Genomic DNA, 16,300 nt, shown 5'->3' with positions numbered 1-16,300 from the left:
TTATACGGGCGGCTTATTTTCCTGCAGTTTTAATATATGGGCATCCAGCAGCTGCTTGAAAAGATCGTTTTTACGGGTATGGCCGAGAGAATCCGTATATTTCACCGGATCGTAATACTGGCTCTGCCTTTGCTGCTTTAAGAACTCCAGCGCTTCTTCCCTGCCGTGCAGCTTTGCGACCAGATCGGCCGCTTTAATCGCGTTCATTGCGCTGTAAGGCTCCAAACGGTACGCCTCGGTAAAATTAAAGAGCGCGGCGTCAAGGCGTCCCAGGCCCTCCTGGGCCTTCGCAAGGTCCCTCAGCACGGAAGCGCGCTGCGCGGCGGCGTAGTTGATGGTGATGCCGTCCTCCTCCCGAAGGTGACTCGGGAGGCTCCCCCAGCCGGAGGTGTGCAGGTACTCCCCGGCATAGCGGACCGTTTCCTGATAATATTTTTTGCCCAGCCAGCTGTAGGCTTTCGCGACCAGATAGAGCTGCTCCGGCGTATGCGGCTCGCCGCAGAGCCCGATCACCTTCAGCAGTATTTTTTCCCGATCCCGGATTTTCTCCTTCAGGGCGGCGGCCTCTTCTTCCAGCGCCCGGCGGTGCGGCACGGTTTCCCCCATCACAAAAAAGAGCGCTGCCGCCAGATCCGTACTGTCATGGTCCGTGCTGTCATTTTTTAATTTGGCCACAGATATTTCCCCCTTTTCAGAAAATCCCTGATCTTTTCGGCCCGCAGGCCGCGCCGCTCCGCGGGAGTGAGCTTTTTTCCGCTGTAAAACGTCAGCGTAGCGGGCTGGACCAGGACCGTCAGGCGGCTGATTTCGCCGTAATCGATCGGATCAATCAAGCCCGTGGCCACGCCGAACCGGACGTTGGAAATCAGCTGCATGAATTCCTCGTTCGCCATCATCTTCGCGCTTTGCAAAATTGCAAGGGAGCGGCTGACGGTATCCTGGATTTCAAGGCTTTCCGCCAGTTCCTTTCTGGCGGCGCGTTCCTGTTCGATCAGCTGCATGGCAATGCTTTGAAGGTTCGCGATCGCTTCCTGCTCCGACAGCCCGAAGGTAACGCGGTTGGACAGCTGGTAGACGGCGCCCCTCGGTTCCACCCCGGACCCGAAAGTGCCGCGCAGCACAAGGCCAAGCTTACTGAGATTCGCGGAAATCCGGGAAATTCCCCCGCCTTCCCGCAGCGCGGGAAGATGCAGCGTCAGAGACGCGCGCATCCCCGTCCCGAGGTTGACGGGATTCTGTGTCAGGTATCCCAGATTTTCATCAAAAGCGAAACCGAGGCATTTATCCAGAATGTCGTCCAGGCCGTCCGCCGAGGCGAACGCTTTTTGCGGATTCAGCCCCGCTTCCGAAGACTGAAGATGAATGTGGTCCTCTTCATTGACCATGATGCCGACCGTTTCATCCGCGTTTACAAAGAAGCCTCTTCCGCGGCGGTCCGATATGAAATCCGCGCTGACGAGATGGCGTTCCACCAGAGAAACCGCTTCCACCCGGGACAGGCTCTCCATGTCCGTAAATTGAAAAAGGTGGGACAGGACCTCATTGCCGCCGAAGGCCTCCGCCACTCTTGCGGAAAGCTTCTGACGGTCGGCGCGGCTCATTTTCGCGCAGAAGGGGACGTCCGTCAGATTGCGGAAAAGATGGATTTGCGTACGGATTACAACGTCCTCTTCGCACCCGGGATTCCGGTCATTCACGGTCCTTCCCTCCTTCCAGCTCTTTGATCCGGTCGCGCAGGCTGGCGGCATGTTCAAAGTTTTCGGCGTCGATTGCCTCCCGCAGCTCCCGGCGCATCAGGCTGAGCTGCTCCTGCGGCCTGCTCTGAAGAGCGCCGCCGCCCGGAACCTTTCCGCGGTGCCTGGTATTGCCGTGAATACGCTGAATCAGAGGGATCAGCCGGTCGTAAAAGGTATGATAGCACTGCGCGCAGCCGACCTGCCCGCTGCGCATGATATCGTCAAAGGTCGACCCGCAGCACTTGCAGCGGACCGGGTCGTCCACTCCGGCCCCGCCGAAAAAGCCGCCCAGCAGGCTGCCGTAATCACAGCCCAGCCCGGTCAGAAGATTTCCATACCCCAATCTCTGCGCACATTCGGCACAGAGGGAATATTCCGTCAGTTCCCCGTTGATGATGGTTTTAATATGAGTGGTAACCGGATTTTTTCCACAGGAATCGCACAGCATAGAATCACCCCGCAAGATTATGAAACATAATATAATATTACTATTAATTCATCATGAATAGAAGATTAAAAAAGCCTGATTTTTGGGTGAGGCCCCAAAAGAAAAATTTGTAACACGTTTTGTTCCTATGCAATATTATATACTGTAAACCGAAAGGAGGCAAACAATTATGTGTAACAACAATTTCTTTGGTGGATGCGGTGGTGGCAGCTGCTGTTGGATTATCATCCTTATCATTATCCTTTTGTGCTGCTGCGGTGGAGACAATGATTGCGGTGGCTGTGGCAATTGCAACAACGGATGTGGCGGCTGCTAAACGCACAAAAAGGGCTGCGAGTAAAATCGCAGCCCTTCATTCTTTATTTGCGCTCCTGCTGCTCTTTTGCCTGTGATAACGCGATCGCCAGCTGATCCGGGCAGGAGGTGGGCTTAAACCCGCACTTGATTCCCTTCAGGCGCCGGATGGCCTCGTCGGCCTTCATTCCCTCCACAAGCGCGCAGATTCCCTTGCCGTTCCCGTTGCAGCCCCCGATGATCCTGACCGATTTGACGGTGTCGCCCTCCAGCTCCAGATCGATTTCAGAGGAGCACGTGCCCTTTGTTTTGTACTGATACACCAAGCTGTTTCCTCCGCTGCTCTATTTTTTCAAATGTATTTTGGCCTTTTTCAGCGCTTCCAGCTGACTGTCCGGCGTTACACAGGTCCCGATCGGCATTGCGACGGTCGTATACATGCCGTGAAAATCAGTGCCGCCCGTCATCACCAGGCCATACTCCTGCGCAACGGCGGTAAAGCGTTCCTCGTCGCCCGGCCTGTTGCGCGGATGCCAGACCTCCACGCCTTCAATCTCATGATCTTTTGCAAGCTGTTCCAGCAGATCATAGCTGTCGTACTCACCGGGATGCGCCAGAACCGCAACGCCCCCGGCGTCATGGATCTGCCCGATCACGTCGTGGACGTCGGGATAGTGGACGGGAAAATAAGCAAGCCCCGTCTTGGAATTAAACAGCTTGTGATACGTTTCACCAAAAAAATGATTGGAATATCCCGCGTCTATCAGCGCGTGCATAATATGCTGCTTATAGATATTGGTACTCCCCTGCGCCCGGCGCAGAACCATTTCCGCAGTAATCGGATAAAGCTTCATTACCTTCTGAATCATGATGCAGGAAGCGCGGCGGCGGCTGTCCCCGGTGCGTTTGCACAGGCCCTCCAGCCGGTCGGTATTGTCGCAAAGGTAGCACAGTATATGCGCCTTTCTTCCGGTAGCAGGGTCCGTCGTTGAAAGCTCGACCCCCGAAATCACTTTAATCCCATGTCTGTCCCCAAAAATTCTTGCTCTGGTTGATCCCGCAAATGTGTCATGATCAGTGACGGCAATCGTGGGGACCCCATGCGTCTTGGCAAGTAGAACAACCTCGTCAATACTGACCGAACCGTCGGACATTTTCGTATGACAATGTAAATCTGCAGCCACTTAATCACCTTCCAGTCTTCGTCATTTTCATACTATTACAGTTCTATTATAATACTTTCCGACGGCGAAGGCAAATAGGCGGTTCATTTTAAAAGCTTTTCCGGCGTGAAAGAACGCGCCGCGACAAACCAGAGAAGACAGTCAGCCACAAGTAAAACCACCGCAATGATCAGCAGGATCAGCGCGTTGAGCTGAAACAGGCCGGTGAACTGCCCCACAAAAAGGAGGACAAGCGGCAGGACGATGTATCCCGACGTCTGGAAGGACTCCATGTAGCTTTTGCTCCTGCCGGAAACCAGCACCATAAACACCACTCCGAAAACCGTGACCCCGGGCGCCAGAAAAAGCACGAGTACGAGCCAGTTCCAGTTCAGGAAAAACGGCATGCCGAGAAGAAGGTCCCCCGCCGTAATGACGCAGGCAAACACCACAAAGGAGATCCCCGTGGCGATCGCGGATAAAAAGACGCAGCTGAGCACCTTGGCCTTGAAAATCGATTTTACGCTCAAAGGGGTCAGAAGCAGCGTCTGGATCGTGCCGCGTTCCTTTTCGCCGACAAAGCTGCTTGCCGCCGAAACACTGGAAACCATCAGGGGGATCATCAGAAAGAACATGGGACAGACCACATTCGTCATAATGTAGAACATGCCCTGCTTGACGGAAAAATATGACGCTTCCCGCGGAAGGAGCTGCAGCATCTGGTCAACGCCGTTCATCTCCCCGGCCGGGACGAAAAGAATCATCAGAAGGTACATGACGGGCAGGAGCAGAACCATCAGCAGCGGCACGAAAATAATGGTGTTGCGCGCCATTCTGGTGTTCCAGATCTCCCCGAAATCCTTATTTACAACCGCCTGTTCGGCTGACGACAGCAATTTCATTGTGCTTCCTCCTGACGCCTCAGATATTCAAAATAGATGTCCTCCAGCGTTGGCTTTACCAGACGCGCTTCAAAAACATCATGCCCGGATTCAACGACGGTTTTCAGCAGCCTGGGCATCTGTTCTTCCCGCTCAAGCTCCGTCCGCCACCATCCTCCGTCGGCGTCAAAGCCGTCCAGGGAATCCCCCTCCGGAAGACGGAAAGCGGCCTTGATGCGGCAGCCGATCCCGCTGCAAAGGGCTTCGAGTCCGCCCCCGGCGATCAGCCTGCCTTTATCGACGATTCCATAGCTGTCGCAGATATCCTGCGCGTAGCGCAGCTGATGGGTGCACAGGAACACCGTCGTGCCGGTATTGCCCGCCAGGTCCGTAATCATGGAATTAACCGTCTGTGCGGATTCCGGATCGAGCCCGCTGGTGGGCTCGTCCAGAAAAAGCACCTGGGGACGGTTGATCAGCGCGCGGGCCAGAGAAAGGCGCTGCGCCATGCCGGTGGAATATTCGCTCAGCTTTTTTTCGCGCGCGTCCCACAGGTCAAGCTTTTTTAAAAGCTGTGCCGCCCGCTCGCCGCCCTCTTCGCGGCTCAGGCCCGCCGTCCGGGCAAAGAAGAGGAGGTTCTGCGTGCCCGTCAGCTGGCCGTACATTCTGGCGGATTCCGTCATGACCCCGCAAAGCCGGTGGACGTCGCCGGGGGCTTTCACGGGATTCAGGTCAAGCACCGTACACTCCCCCTGCGTCGGCTTCAAAAGCCCCGTAAACAGTTTGACGGACGTCGTTTTTCCGGCCCCGTTCGGGCCCAGAAAGCCGTACACGCTGCCCTGCGGAATATCCAGATTCAGGTCGTTCAGGGCATTGGTTTTCCCATCATAGGATTTCGTAAGACCTTTCGCGCTGACTGCGTACAAAAGCGATCCCTCCTTTTCCCCTTTATTCTTGGGGATCCGTGGTCATTTTAATCTTTGAAAAATCGTGTATGCTCTGAATGTTTTCGAGGATGCCGCGGTGATCCGCGGACGCCATCAGCCTGCTGCGGTTTTTCAGAAGCTTCTGCAGCTCCTCCACGCCGCCGGGCCCGGCGACACAGCCGCCCTCGCACGCCATGCCTTCCACAAAATCCTCTTCCAGACGCCCGGCGTTCAGGAGCATCAGAGTCTTTTTGCACTCGGCCGCGCCGTTGCATTTTACACAGGTAAACGGCAGCTCGAAATTCTGTTCCTCCAGCGCCTGCTTCACCGCGCCGGAAACGCCGCCGCTCTGCGCAAAGCCCTTGCCCGCAAGGCTTCCGTCCTGCTCGTTTTCCGCTTCCTCAAGGAGGACGTTGATCTCCTTTGCGCTGAACATGGCCTCAAGCTCTTCAAAGGTCATGACATAGTCGGCGGTATCCCGAACCTTCCGGATCTCAATTTTCTTGGCAATGCAGGGACCGATAAAGACGACCTTTCCGTCGGGATGTTCCGCCTTTATGTATCGGACGGTCAGCGTCATGGGAGAAGCGGTGTGCGAAATCAGCGGCACCAGCTTCGGGAAATGCTTTTCAATCATCTCCACAAAGGCCGGGCAGCAGGAGGTGGTCATTTTCTGTTTGTTTTCCAGCGCTTCCCGTAGCTCCCGCGCCTCGTGAAAAGTCGTCGCGTCCGCGCCGAGGGAAACCTCCGCGACGCCTGCAAAGCCCAGCTTTTTGATCGCGGATTTCAGCATGCCGACGTTGGCACCGCCGAAATGCCCTTCAATGGCCGGCGCGAAAACCGCGTAGACCGGCTTGCCGGACTTGATCTCCTCAATCACGTTGACAATGCTGGAACGGTCGGTGATTGCGCCGAAGGGGCAGTTTTTCGTGCAGGCCCCGCAGTTGATACAGCGGGAATAGTCGATGGCGGCCCGCTTGTATTCATCTTTTGTGATCGCTTTGACGGGACAGGCCCGGATGCAGGGGCGCATGGTGTCGGAAATCGCGTTGTACGGGCAGGCCGCCGCGCAGCGTCCGCATTCCTTGCATTTGGCGGGGTCGATGTACGCGCCCTTGGGGGTAATGGAAATAGCGCCGAACGGGCAGGCTGCGTGGCATTTCTTCGCAAGGCAGTGCTGACAGTTGTCCGTGACGTTAAAGCGGTTGATCGGACAGCCCTCGCAGGCCGCCGTAAGCACCGCGACGATATTGCCGTCATCCTGTCCGGGCAGGTTTTCCCCGCGCGCGGAAATCAGGCGTTCCCGGATAATTTCGCGTTCCCGGTAAACACAGCAGCGGAATTCCGGCAGCGGCCCCGGGATGATCTCATAGGGGATGGTGTCAAGGTGTTCCTTCAGCGTGCCTTCGTAAGCGTATTTGGCGGCCTTGGTCAGTACTTCGTATTTTAATTGCTTGGCGTCATTATTATATTGCATGAATAATCCTCATCTAATAGTAATATTTTTCTACTTTTTTGCCGAGCCGCTGCACAAGGGTGCAGAGCTCTTCGATCAGCTTGATCTTGATGCTCAGGTCGGCCGGGAGGCCGGGGTTCTGGTGGGCGGGATTGATCGCCCTGCCGATATAAACCTTCAGGTCGGTACAGTCCTCCAAAAGAAGCCTGGCGAGCATTGCCGCGCCGTTCGGCTGGTCCAGAACATGAAAATAGTAGGAGTCGGTCTGGCGGGAAAGATAGTCCTTCAGGATTTCCACCGTCCGGCTGAGCGTCAGGACGCCCTCGGTCACAAGGTCGATCCCCTCTATTTTTCCGGTGGGCGGAATGTCCGGATCGGTGTAATGAATCGTGGTCTCGATCTTCCGGTTCAGCACTCTGGACACGATATTGGCGCTGGTTCCCCCGCAGACCACTCTTTTCCCCGGGGAGGTCATAAAATCATGGACGATCCTGGCGTCGTCCTCCTTGCGGACCGGCGGCCCGGAAAGAAGGCTGACCATACAGCGCGGGGTGACTTTTAAAATCAGGTCGGTGGAATCGTCCCCCGGCTTTCCCAGATAAAGCTCGTTGACGGCCTGCGACAGCGAAACCGCAAGCCGCGGCGCGGACGTTTCCTGCAGGGTTGTCTTGGCAAGCCACGCGGAGACATTTTCCCAGTTCCAGCCGAAATTGAGCGCCTGGCCCACGCCGGCGTAGATAATGCCGTCGCTGACAAGGGCGATCACATCTCCGGGGCAGACGGTAAAATGGCTTTCCGTTACAGTCTTTCCGGCGCACTCCTTGATTTCCGAGCAGTCCTCCAGATCAACGATCCCGCCGTTTCGCACAAAGATGCAGGGCGGATTGTCAAACTCCACCAGAGAGACGTCGCCGTCGTCGGACACCCGGATGACGCTGAAGGTGGAATAAGCCAGCTTGCGGATATTGCAGACCGGCAGCGTTTTGGCAATGGTCTCGACCGCCTCCACCAAAGTCGCCCCCTCTTCCAGCATGGTGGAAATAATGCTGGAGGTCAGAGTGGAAAGGATATTGGCTTTTACGCCGCTGCCCAGCCCGTCGGCCAGAACCGCGATGGTGGCGTCCTTCGTGCGCGAGACGATCACCTTGTCCCCGCACAGCTCTTCGCCGTATTTATTCAGGCTTCGATACGCGGTGTCAACATGCATTTTCATTGTTCATCACCGTCAAACACAATCATATTTTTCAGCTTGGTCAGCGTGACCTTTGTCTCCGCCGTCGTTTCCCCGAGCAGGCTCGCAATCTGCTGGGCGGCTACCATTTGTTTGTCAATGACCTTCTGGGCCATCTCCATGGTCTCGCTGCGAAGCTTATACTTGCTTTCCAGCTCCGCTTCCTCGCGGGTGATATCCTTGTAAATCCCCATGGCAATGTTCTGCTTCGCGATATACACAATGGTCTGCATCGTGGTGATCCCATAATCCCGGAAATGCACCTTTTTGTCCGGGATGGACTGTCTTGCGTCAAAAACATACTGAAAATCGGAGGAATCCATAATCTCGTAAATGCATTTCTGCAGCGCCTCGTGGCGGGAAAGCTGGAACGCCTTCTCCGCCGCGGTGTTGAATTCAATGATATTCAGGTCCTTGTCAACAATGATGGTGATGTTGGGCGTTTCGGCCAGCACACAGTTGGAAAGCGACTCGGCGCGCTCCTTCATGTACGGCATACACATGGTCAGCTCGGCCTTGTTCTGGTAGACGGCGACCGCCTTGTCCCGGCAGGTCGGATAGCCGCAGGAACCGCAGTTGAGCTCATCCTCCGGCGACTCCTTGCCGATTTTCGCCAGAATCATGCGGATCGTCGCTTCGTCGGGAATGTCCTCCCGCACGGAACAGTCCACAAACTGCATTCCCATGGGAATCTGCTCCGGCAGATTGGGATACTCGCCGGCGTCCTCACCGGCATATTTCCTGACCTTCATCGAGGAGGAGAAACGCGAAGCCGCGTCCCTGTTGGAAATCGGCCCGTTGACGCAGCCGTCCCTGCACATATTGATCTCTATAAAGCAATGCCGCAGATCGCCGCGCTCCAGCGCTTTGCAGAGGTCGATGCATTCCGCGGAGCCGCTTACGCTGAGCATCTTCCAGTCGTCCGTATCACCCATGGCGCGCAGGGAAGCGATGATTCCGTCCGTCACCGGATACATCCGCAGGATTCGCGAGCTTGGGTTGAGAAAGGATGCCGGCTGCGCTTCATGAATAGAAATATGCTCTTCCTCCATCCATCTGGCCAGATCGTCAAAGGTAATCACGGCGTCCACATCATTGTTGTGGCGGATATCGGCGGCCTCGCCGATCTTTGCGATACACGGGCCTACGAATACGACGCGGGTACCGTATCCAAAGGTCTTTTTCAGCAGCCGGGCGTGCGCGATCATCGGAGAAACCACGGGCGCCATCTGGCCGACCAGGGACGGATAATAATGCTCGATCAGCCTGTTTGCCGAAGGGCAGCAGGTCGTAATGATGTTTTCCATGCGGTTTTCCTGCATCAGCCGGTGGTACTCCGCCGTCACATAAGCCGCTCCCATGCTTGTTTCGGCTACGCCGTAAAAGCCCAGCGCTTTCACAGCCCCCGCAAACTTTTGCACATCGTCGAAATCAAAGGAGCCCACGTAGGACGGAGCCACGGAAAGAATGGTCCGGACGCCCTTCCCGATCATTTCCCTGACAGCCGCGGCATCGCTGTTCAGCGTCTTTGCGTTCTGAGGGCACTGCTCCAGGCAGGTTCCGCATAAAACACAGTTCCGCTCGATAATCTGCGCCTGTGCATGTTCCACTTTAATGGATTTGACCGGGCAAACCTTTACGCACTTATAACAGTTTTTACAGTTTGCCGCCTTTAAACCGATAATCCCCATTTTATGTCCCCACTTCCGCTTTACTCAGTTCCTTGATTCTCGGCACAATTTCGCAGTTAAAAAATGATTCCGCTTGGGACGGAGTAACATTGAATCGCTCCTCGCCCACGCAGATGCACACGCCGTTCTTGGAGCATTCCCCCATACAGAACGACCCCTTGAGCGTAACCTTGTCCTCCAGACAATGAAACGCGATCAGCCTTTCAAAAATTTTGATGACGTCGCGCGAACCCTTCAGATGACAGGAACTTCCAATACAGATCGTGATTTCCAAAGTTGCCATCCCTCTCACTCATCATTTGTTAATTTTTTAACGTATCATTATTATAGCATGCTCCGCCTGTTTCCACAAGCAGTTTTCGGACAAAGGTCTTACAAAGGAAAGGTATTGCAGGCTGTATTTATTATAAAGTTTTTCAAGGCTAATTTCAATACGGTCAGCGCATTTACAGTCCTTCCCATAAAAAAGCGGGCGCGCCGCACGGCGCGCCCAAAAAGCTGTATTTGCGTTCAGCCTATTCCAGATTCAGTTTCTTTTTCAGCATCCAGTCGGTCAGAAAATAATACGCCGCTCCGAACACAAGCATATACGCCAGCAAGGCCAGAAGCAAATACTGGACCGCCAGAAGCTGGTCGGAATTGGCCGCCGTGCTGAGCCAGTTGAAATAGCGGGTAAAGTTTCCGCCGAAGGACGTCAGCAGAATCGAGGTAACGATCTGCTCAATCACGCCGAAGCCCAGATAAGCGCCGATGCTGAGCAGGATTTTATGTTTGGAGCTCATGTTGCCCACCGTGATGGAGGCATAGATCGTAAGGACCTGGCAAAGGACACCGGCAACCGCCAGCAGCAGGCTTTCCAGAAGGATCATATAGGCCCCGGGGCCCACCCTGCTTAAAAACTCCGCACAGGCTGCGAAAAACTGCCGGAGGGACGCAATGGTATTTTCGTTTACCGCCAGCACAAATATGGACGCCAGCGATACGAGGACGCTCAGGACCGACCACATCAGGGAGACGAGCATCTTGCAGTCGATATGGCTGTGAATCTTCACCGGCAGCGTAAAGGACAGATAGCCCTCGTCGGACAGCAGGTTCTTGTTGTAGCGCTGAATGGTGACCACCAGCGTCATGACGCAGATCCCGATGATGATGATCCCGAAAACCGTTGCGGAAATGACCTGCGGGATTCTCAGGTAGTCGGCGTTCACCGCGATGAAAAACTTATTCAGCAGCGCGAAAACGATCAGAAGCGCATACATCGGTAGAAAGATTCTGGCCGTCGCCTGTATTTCATATTTCAAAAGTTTCCTCAGCATTTAAATACCTCCCTGAACAGCGCATCCACGCTCTTATTCTCTTTTTCACGGATGTCGTCGACCGTGGAGGTCAGCACGATGTTGCCCTGATTGATAAAGACGACCTCATCCAGCACCTTTTCAACGTCCGCAATCAGGTGGGTGGAGATTACGATGGTGGCTTCGGCGCTGTAGTTGCCGATGATCGTGTCGAGGATGTAATCCCTTGCCGCAGGGTCCACGCCGCCGATCGGCTCATCCAGCAGATACAGCTTTGCCTCGCGGCTCATGACCAGAATCAGCTGTACCTTCTCCTTGGTGCCCTTGCTCATGGTTTTCAGCCTTTGGACGGGGTCCACGCCGAGCCGGCGGAGCATGTCATACGCCTTCTGCTTATTGAAATCCTCATAAAAATCAGCAAAAAAATTGACCATACTGTTGACATCCATCCAGTCGTTCAGGTAGGTCCGCTCCGGAAGATAAGAAATCATTTTCTTTGTTTCTATGCCCGGTTCCATCCCGTCGATCAGGATTTTGCCGCTGGTCGGCGTAATCAGGCCGTTGGCCAGCTTGATCATGGTGCTTTTGCCGCTGCCGTTCGGGCCGAGCAGGCCGACGATCCTTCCTTTTGGTATGGCCAGACTGATCGAGTTCAATGCCAGACATCCGGGAAAGAATTTCACCAGATTTTGGCATTCCAAAATGTTCTCCATTATTTTTCCTCCTTCGATATCCTCTCAAGCAGCGAGATGGTCTGCCGCCTGTCGTAGCCCAGATTGCCCATGTTTTCTATAAATTCTTTGATCAGTCCCTGAGCCAGACTGTTTTTCGTCTGCATAATGCGCTCCACATCCTCTGTTACAAATCTGCCGCTGGTACGCTGTGAATATAATAAGCCGTCGTTCTCAAGCTGCGCCAGCGCGCGCTGCATGGTATTCGGGTTGACAGAAGCCTCCCCGGCCATGTCGCGGACCGACGGCAGCTTTGAACCGGCAGGATAAACGCCCGATACGATCAAAAGCTCTATCTGTTCGATCAGCTGCGCATAAATCGGTCTGTCGGATTTCAAATTCCAGGCCATGGATCCACCTCCGTTCTGTATTATTGTACTAATATCTTAATACAATAATACATCATATTTTCAATTTGTCAATAGCTTTTTAAAAAAAGAAAACGCCGGAAGCTTCATTTCCGGCGCCAGATTGTTGATAAAGTTGTTTCCCTTCTTTGAGGAAGCCGTCAGGCAAAGCCTGGCTGATACTCCCTCCGGCGCGCCAAGCGCGCCACCTCCCTCTCGGGGGGAGGCTGGCATTGGCTTTCACTTAACCGTCTTAGTGCAATTTCCATCCACCTGACAAGTTTTTCGACACTCTCACGCCGGAAGCTTCCCTACGGCGCATGATTTGAATTTATTTCCCGTGTACGGAAGACGTCCCCTTTTCACAAAGATAGGTGCTTTCCAGATCTGAAAGGTGCAGCTTCACGGCGATGGGATATTTCTGCCACGCCAGACCGATGGAAAAGCTTCCGCCCCGAACGGATTCGTCGAAGCCGCCCATGTGCCAGCGGATGGCGATCGCCTCGCTGGTTTTCAGGCGCATAAACCGCTCGATCAGAAAGACCGATTTTTCACCGTGACCGTACGGATAGCTGTCCTCTATCGTATAGTACGGGCGTTTTTCCCACGCGCCGGTCTCTTCGTTTTTCACATTGCGGGTGCTCTCTTTATAAAACTGGGCCTTGCAGACGTCGTGCAGAAGCCCGCAGATGGCAAAGCTTTCTTCACTGTCCGTCTCCGCGTTGAAGTGTTTATCCATCATCACGCGGTACACGCTGACACTGTGCTGAACAAGTCCGCCCAGACAGGCGCAGTGAAATTTCGTGCTTGCAGGCGCGGTAAAAAAGTCGGTGGTTTTCAGCCATTCCAGCAGCTCCGCGCTCCCCGCCCTTGTGATTTTGGATATGTATATTTTTTCAAAGTCCTCTTTGTATCCCATAACAAATGCCCCCATTCTATGGTATTATTATATCATAGAAACGGGGGCATTCATAGACCCTGCTTTTAAATTACAAATCAAACTTCTCAGAATTTGCGGGTGAAGATATCGCTGTGTTCGATCAGGCTTTCCACCGTGTCAAAGCCAAGCCGGTGCAGCAGCTCGATCACATAGGGGTTGTCTATCGGGGTCTGATAGACGGCTTCCTGGCCGTATTGGTTCACGTTTTCGCGGCCCTCCCCGCGGGGGATCAAAGCCTTCGGCCCGCCGACGCAGCCGCCCACGCAGCCCATGCCCTCCAGGAAGTTCGCGTCGATTTTTCCGGCCAGCAGGTCGTTGATCATCGCCTTGCAGGCGGGGACCCCGTCGGCCTGATGGGCGCGGACGGTGATTTTCCGGTCGGGGCTCAAGCGTTTGGACGTCCTCTGGACCGCCTCGCTGACACCGCCGCTTCTGGCGTAAATTCTTCCCGCGCGCGACGAGTGGTCGCGTTCGTCCTCCGGCAGCGCGGCAAGATCCAGCTTTGCGAATTCAAAAACATCCCGTATTTCCTGAAAGGTCAGGACAAAGTCCGTGGAATCCGAAATATCCGGCTCGCGCGCCTCGGCCTTCTTGGCGATACAGGGCCCGATAAAGACGGTAAGCGCATCCGGATGAATGGCTTTAATGGCGCGGCCGCAGGCGACCATGGGGGAAACCGCGCCGGGCACATGGGGCATCAGCTCGTGGTACACCTTGCGGATCATGGCGATCCACATGGGGCAGCAGCAGCTGGTAAGCTGGAAGTCGGTTTCCCTGACGATATTTTTATTGAACTCGAGCGCCTCTTTCAGGGTAAGGATGTCCGCAAAAAGGGCAACCTCGACCATGCCGGCAAACCCGAGCGTCTTAAAGGCGGTACGCAGCTTCCCGGGAGTCACGTCTTTGCTGAACTGGCTGATAAAGGCGGGGGCAATCATTGCGTAAACGGGCGCTTTCGCTTCATGTACAGCGGCAAGCGCGGGCAGAATATCGCGGCTGGCCGTCAGCTTTTTGGCCTGGCAGCTCTCAATGCACTCGGAGCAGCCGACGCACAGGTCCTGATTGATTTGAACGTTTCCCTTTTCATCCCTGTAGAGGGCGTCAAAAAGGCATTTCCCCTCGCAGGGCGCCTGCTCGCTGCCGGAGCATTTACAATCGCCGATGCGAAGCACCGGCGCGTACTTTTCCGGATTCAGCAGACAGTCAAGGTGATGCGGGTCGAATTCCTGCTCCCGAATTTTTTCAAGCTCCTGCGGTTCCCTGTTTTCCACCGAAGCTTTTACAAGTCTTTCGTACAATTCATTGAATGTAGTCATGCTTTCCCTCCTGTCCTGTTATTGTATCCGTAAGACACATTTTCAGTCATCTGGTACATTCTGTATTTTCTTATGGCAAAATCATAACATATAGAGGATTTTTTTGAAAGAGATACGGAAGATTTCCTGTATTTTTTGTCTGCTTTCCAATTTAGAGGCCGCAAATATTTTCGCCGTAATGAAATAAATGAAATAATAGGCCGGAGATATGATATAAAATAAAAGAGAAATACAGAAAATCAGAAAAGGCAGACGCGGCCTTTGGCGCGGGTACAAAACAAAACGCACCTCACAAAGTGAAGTGCGCGATTTGTGTCCAGCTTCAGGCTGGTGGAGCTACTGGTCAGAATCGAACTGACAACCTGCTCATTACGAATGAGCTGCTCTACCATTGAGCCACAGTAGCGTAATGGAAAAGGCGTAAGCCCTTTCATTTTCGGGACCCGGGGGACTGCTCTTCGCATCGAAAATATCTTTACTGAACAGCCAACTAAAATATTATACAAAATCAAAGTGCGCACGTCAAGAGCTAATCCAATAAATTTATTGTTTAAGGATTATTTTTAGGTGAATAAACATCACGTTATTATCGTGACGGCATTATCTATGTATATAATCTTGATTAATACAAGCCCTCTGGCACTTCTTATTAAAGGTGGTGTGACCTATTATTGAAAAAATCCATATAAACGAAAGGCTGCGCGAGCTTCGTATAAAAAGCGGCTACACACAGGTGCAGATCGCTAAAATATTAAACATTGACCGCTCAACCTATTCGTACTATGAAATTGGCAAAACAACACCCGATATAACCGTACTGATGACCCTCGCCAAGGTCTTCAATATTGCCATAAATGATTTGCTGGCCGATGAAGGAACACCGGAAACAGTAGTGGACAGCGGGGCCAAATCCAACTTTATCTACAGTAAAAAAAATACAAGCCATATTTACGAGCTTTCCAGCAATGAAAAAATCCTGGTTGGCGTGTTCCGCTCCTGCACTGCGCAGGAACAGGAAAAAATATTGAAATACCTGAAGGAAAATATGAAAAAATAACGGAAGCCCCGCAATGCGGATTGAAAGAAATCCGGTTGTATGTTAAAATAACAGCAGTACACGTTCCGAGTCAAAGCCAAGCCTGCTCCGGCGATTGAGGAGTACGTTTGCTTTGGCTTTTTTGCGCAGAATAAAAAATTTGCCGGAGGTGTTGTTTATGGATTTTGACGCTTTTACCGGAGGGATCGAACCGGGCGGACTCCGCAGCAAGAACGAGATACGCATTTTAATTTGTTATCTGCTGTCAAGCCTGGATGCGCCGCTTTCAAAAAGCGATATTTTAAATATCATTCAGGACAACGGACTGGCAAACTATTTTGAAGTCACCGATGCGCTGGCGGAGCTGATCGAAAAAGGGAATGTCATTGTCAGCGGAGAAAAGGACGAGCTCTGCTCGGCGAGCGGCACCGCCCGGATGATCGCCAAACAGCTGGACAGGGCGCTTCCCCACGTTGTGCGGGACAAAGCGGTCGCGGCCGCGATCAACCTGCTGGCCAGAACAAAGCGCGAACGGGAAAACAAGGTGGAGATCACAAAGACCGAACGCGGCTACAACGTTGTCTGCCATATTTCCGGCGGAGATATGGATCTGATGAATTTTACCCTGCATGTCCCGGATCTGTATCAGGCCAACATGGTGAAGCACAACTTTCACCAGTCGCCGGAAAACGTCTACCGGATGCTGCTGGCGCTGGTGACCGGAAACAATGAAATGGCCGCCGACATTTTGAAGGACCACACGGCGGCGCTCAAATAAAAACGAAAAAACGGGCAAAGCCCGCCTGACA

At 53.6% G+C, this 16,300-nt stretch carries 19 protein-coding genes and 1 tRNA gene; 2 read left to right on the top strand and 18 right to left on the bottom strand.

Annotated elements, in window-relative coordinates; all coding sequences use genetic code 11:
- From ACQGQ5_RS00200 to ACQGQ5_RS00115, 18 genes are all read right to left on the bottom strand, one after another.
- Nucleotides 1-675 carry a hypothetical protein gene (locus ACQGQ5_RS00200; protein WP_455734647.1) on the bottom strand — a complete coding sequence of 225 codons (675 nt, stop codon included), beginning with the start codon at nt 673-675 and terminating at the stop codon, nt 1-3.
- Nucleotides 663-1,697: an ATP--guanido phosphotransferase gene (locus tag ACQGQ5_RS00195; RefSeq protein ID WP_455734646.1), complete on the bottom strand. Its 1,035-nt coding sequence runs from the start codon at nt 1,695-1,697 to the stop codon at nt 663-665. The genes ACQGQ5_RS00200 and ACQGQ5_RS00195 overlap by 13 nt, the downstream gene beginning before the upstream one ends.
- Nucleotides 1,690-2,184, bottom strand: coding sequence for a UvrB/UvrC motif-containing protein (locus ACQGQ5_RS00190; RefSeq protein ID WP_455734645.1), 495 nt, complete (start codon nt 2,182-2,184; stop codon nt 1,690-1,692). The genes ACQGQ5_RS00195 and ACQGQ5_RS00190 overlap by 8 nt, the downstream gene beginning before the upstream one ends.
- A 43-nt stretch (nt 2,185-2,227) precedes the next feature.
- The gene (locus ACQGQ5_RS00185) at nt 2,228-2,506 is read right to left on the bottom strand and encodes a hypothetical protein (RefSeq protein WP_455734644.1); all 279 of its coding nucleotides are present in this window, start codon (nt 2,504-2,506) and stop codon (nt 2,228-2,230) included.
- A 37-nt stretch (nt 2,507-2,543) separates the two neighbouring features.
- Nucleotides 2,544-2,801, bottom strand: coding sequence for a TIGR03905 family TSCPD domain-containing protein (locus tag ACQGQ5_RS00180; RefSeq protein WP_455734868.1), 258 nt, complete (start codon nt 2,799-2,801; stop codon nt 2,544-2,546).
- Between the two features lie 21 nt (nt 2,802-2,822).
- Nucleotides 2,823-3,662 carry a PHP domain-containing protein gene (locus ACQGQ5_RS00175; protein WP_455734643.1) on the bottom strand — a complete coding sequence of 280 codons (840 nt, stop codon included), beginning with the start codon at nt 3,660-3,662 and terminating at the stop codon, nt 2,823-2,825.
- A gap of 83 nt (nt 3,663-3,745) precedes the next feature.
- Nucleotides 3,746-4,543 (bottom strand): ABC transporter permease subunit, encoded by a 798-nt coding sequence (locus ACQGQ5_RS00170; protein ID WP_455734642.1) that lies wholly within the window; start codon nt 4,541-4,543, stop codon nt 3,746-3,748.
- Nucleotides 4,540-5,448, bottom strand: a complete 909-nt coding sequence (locus tag ACQGQ5_RS00165) for an ABC transporter ATP-binding protein (protein ID WP_455734641.1) — start codon at nt 5,446-5,448, stop codon at nt 4,540-4,542. Before ACQGQ5_RS00165 ends, ACQGQ5_RS00170 begins: the two co-directional genes overlap by 4 nt.
- Nucleotides 5,449-5,470: 22 nt before the next feature.
- Nucleotides 5,471-6,925, bottom strand: coding sequence for a 4Fe-4S dicluster domain-containing protein (locus ACQGQ5_RS00160; protein ID WP_455734640.1), 1,455 nt, complete (start codon nt 6,923-6,925; stop codon nt 5,471-5,473).
- 13 nt (nt 6,926-6,938) lie between these two features.
- A complete protein-coding gene (locus tag ACQGQ5_RS00155; protein ID WP_455734639.1) occupies nt 6,939-8,117 on the bottom strand; it encodes a SpoIIE family protein phosphatase in 1,179 nt (392 codons plus the stop codon).
- Nucleotides 8,114-9,826, bottom strand: a complete 1,713-nt coding sequence (locus ACQGQ5_RS00150; RefSeq protein ID WP_455734638.1) for a [Fe-Fe] hydrogenase large subunit C-terminal domain-containing protein — start codon at nt 9,824-9,826, stop codon at nt 8,114-8,116. The genes ACQGQ5_RS00155 and ACQGQ5_RS00150 overlap by 4 nt, the downstream gene beginning before the upstream one ends.
- Nucleotide 9,827: 1 nt before the next feature.
- Nucleotides 9,828-10,109: a (2Fe-2S) ferredoxin domain-containing protein gene (locus ACQGQ5_RS00145; protein WP_455734637.1), complete on the bottom strand. Its 282-nt coding sequence runs from the start codon at nt 10,107-10,109 to the stop codon at nt 9,828-9,830.
- A 232-nt stretch (nt 10,110-10,341) separates the two neighbouring features.
- Nucleotides 10,342-11,142 carry a hypothetical protein gene (locus ACQGQ5_RS00140; protein WP_455734636.1) on the bottom strand — a complete coding sequence of 267 codons (801 nt, stop codon included), beginning with the start codon at nt 11,140-11,142 and terminating at the stop codon, nt 10,342-10,344.
- Nucleotides 11,136-11,834, bottom strand: a complete 699-nt coding sequence (locus tag ACQGQ5_RS00135) for an ABC transporter ATP-binding protein (RefSeq protein WP_455734635.1) — start codon at nt 11,832-11,834, stop codon at nt 11,136-11,138. The genes ACQGQ5_RS00140 and ACQGQ5_RS00135 overlap by 7 nt, the downstream gene beginning before the upstream one ends.
- Nucleotides 11,834-12,202, bottom strand: coding sequence for a GntR family transcriptional regulator (locus ACQGQ5_RS00130; RefSeq protein WP_455734634.1), 369 nt, complete (start codon nt 12,200-12,202; stop codon nt 11,834-11,836). Before ACQGQ5_RS00130 ends, ACQGQ5_RS00135 begins: the two co-directional genes overlap by 1 nt.
- Nucleotides 12,203-12,530: 328 nt before the next feature.
- On the bottom strand, nt 12,531-13,118 hold the full coding sequence (locus tag ACQGQ5_RS00125) for a hydrolase (protein WP_275717607.1): 588 nt from the start codon (nt 13,116-13,118) through the stop codon (nt 12,531-12,533).
- 86 nt (nt 13,119-13,204) lie between these two features.
- Nucleotides 13,205-14,455, bottom strand: coding sequence for a [Fe-Fe] hydrogenase large subunit C-terminal domain-containing protein (locus ACQGQ5_RS00120; protein ID WP_455734633.1), 1,251 nt, complete (start codon nt 14,453-14,455; stop codon nt 13,205-13,207).
- Nucleotides 14,456-14,786: 331 nt separating this feature from the next.
- Nucleotides 14,787-14,861, bottom strand: a tRNA-Thr gene (locus tag ACQGQ5_RS00115).
- 261 nt (nt 14,862-15,122) lie between these two features.
- Here ACQGQ5_RS00115 and ACQGQ5_RS00110 point away from each other — a divergent pair.
- Nucleotides 15,123-15,512: a helix-turn-helix domain-containing protein gene (locus tag ACQGQ5_RS00110; protein ID WP_455734867.1), complete on the top strand. Its 390-nt coding sequence runs from the start codon at nt 15,123-15,125 to the stop codon at nt 15,510-15,512.
- A gap of 157 nt (nt 15,513-15,669) precedes the next feature.
- Nucleotides 15,670-16,269 (top strand): DUF4364 family protein, encoded by a 600-nt coding sequence (locus ACQGQ5_RS00105; RefSeq protein ID WP_455734632.1) that lies wholly within the window; start codon nt 15,670-15,672, stop codon nt 16,267-16,269.
- Nucleotides 16,270-16,300: the final 31 nt, after the last annotated feature.

This window comes from Caproiciproducens sp., from assembly GCF_053840905.1.
The sequence above is the reverse complement of the archived record's forward strand: the minus strand, read 5'-3'. Positions and strand labels throughout refer to the sequence as shown.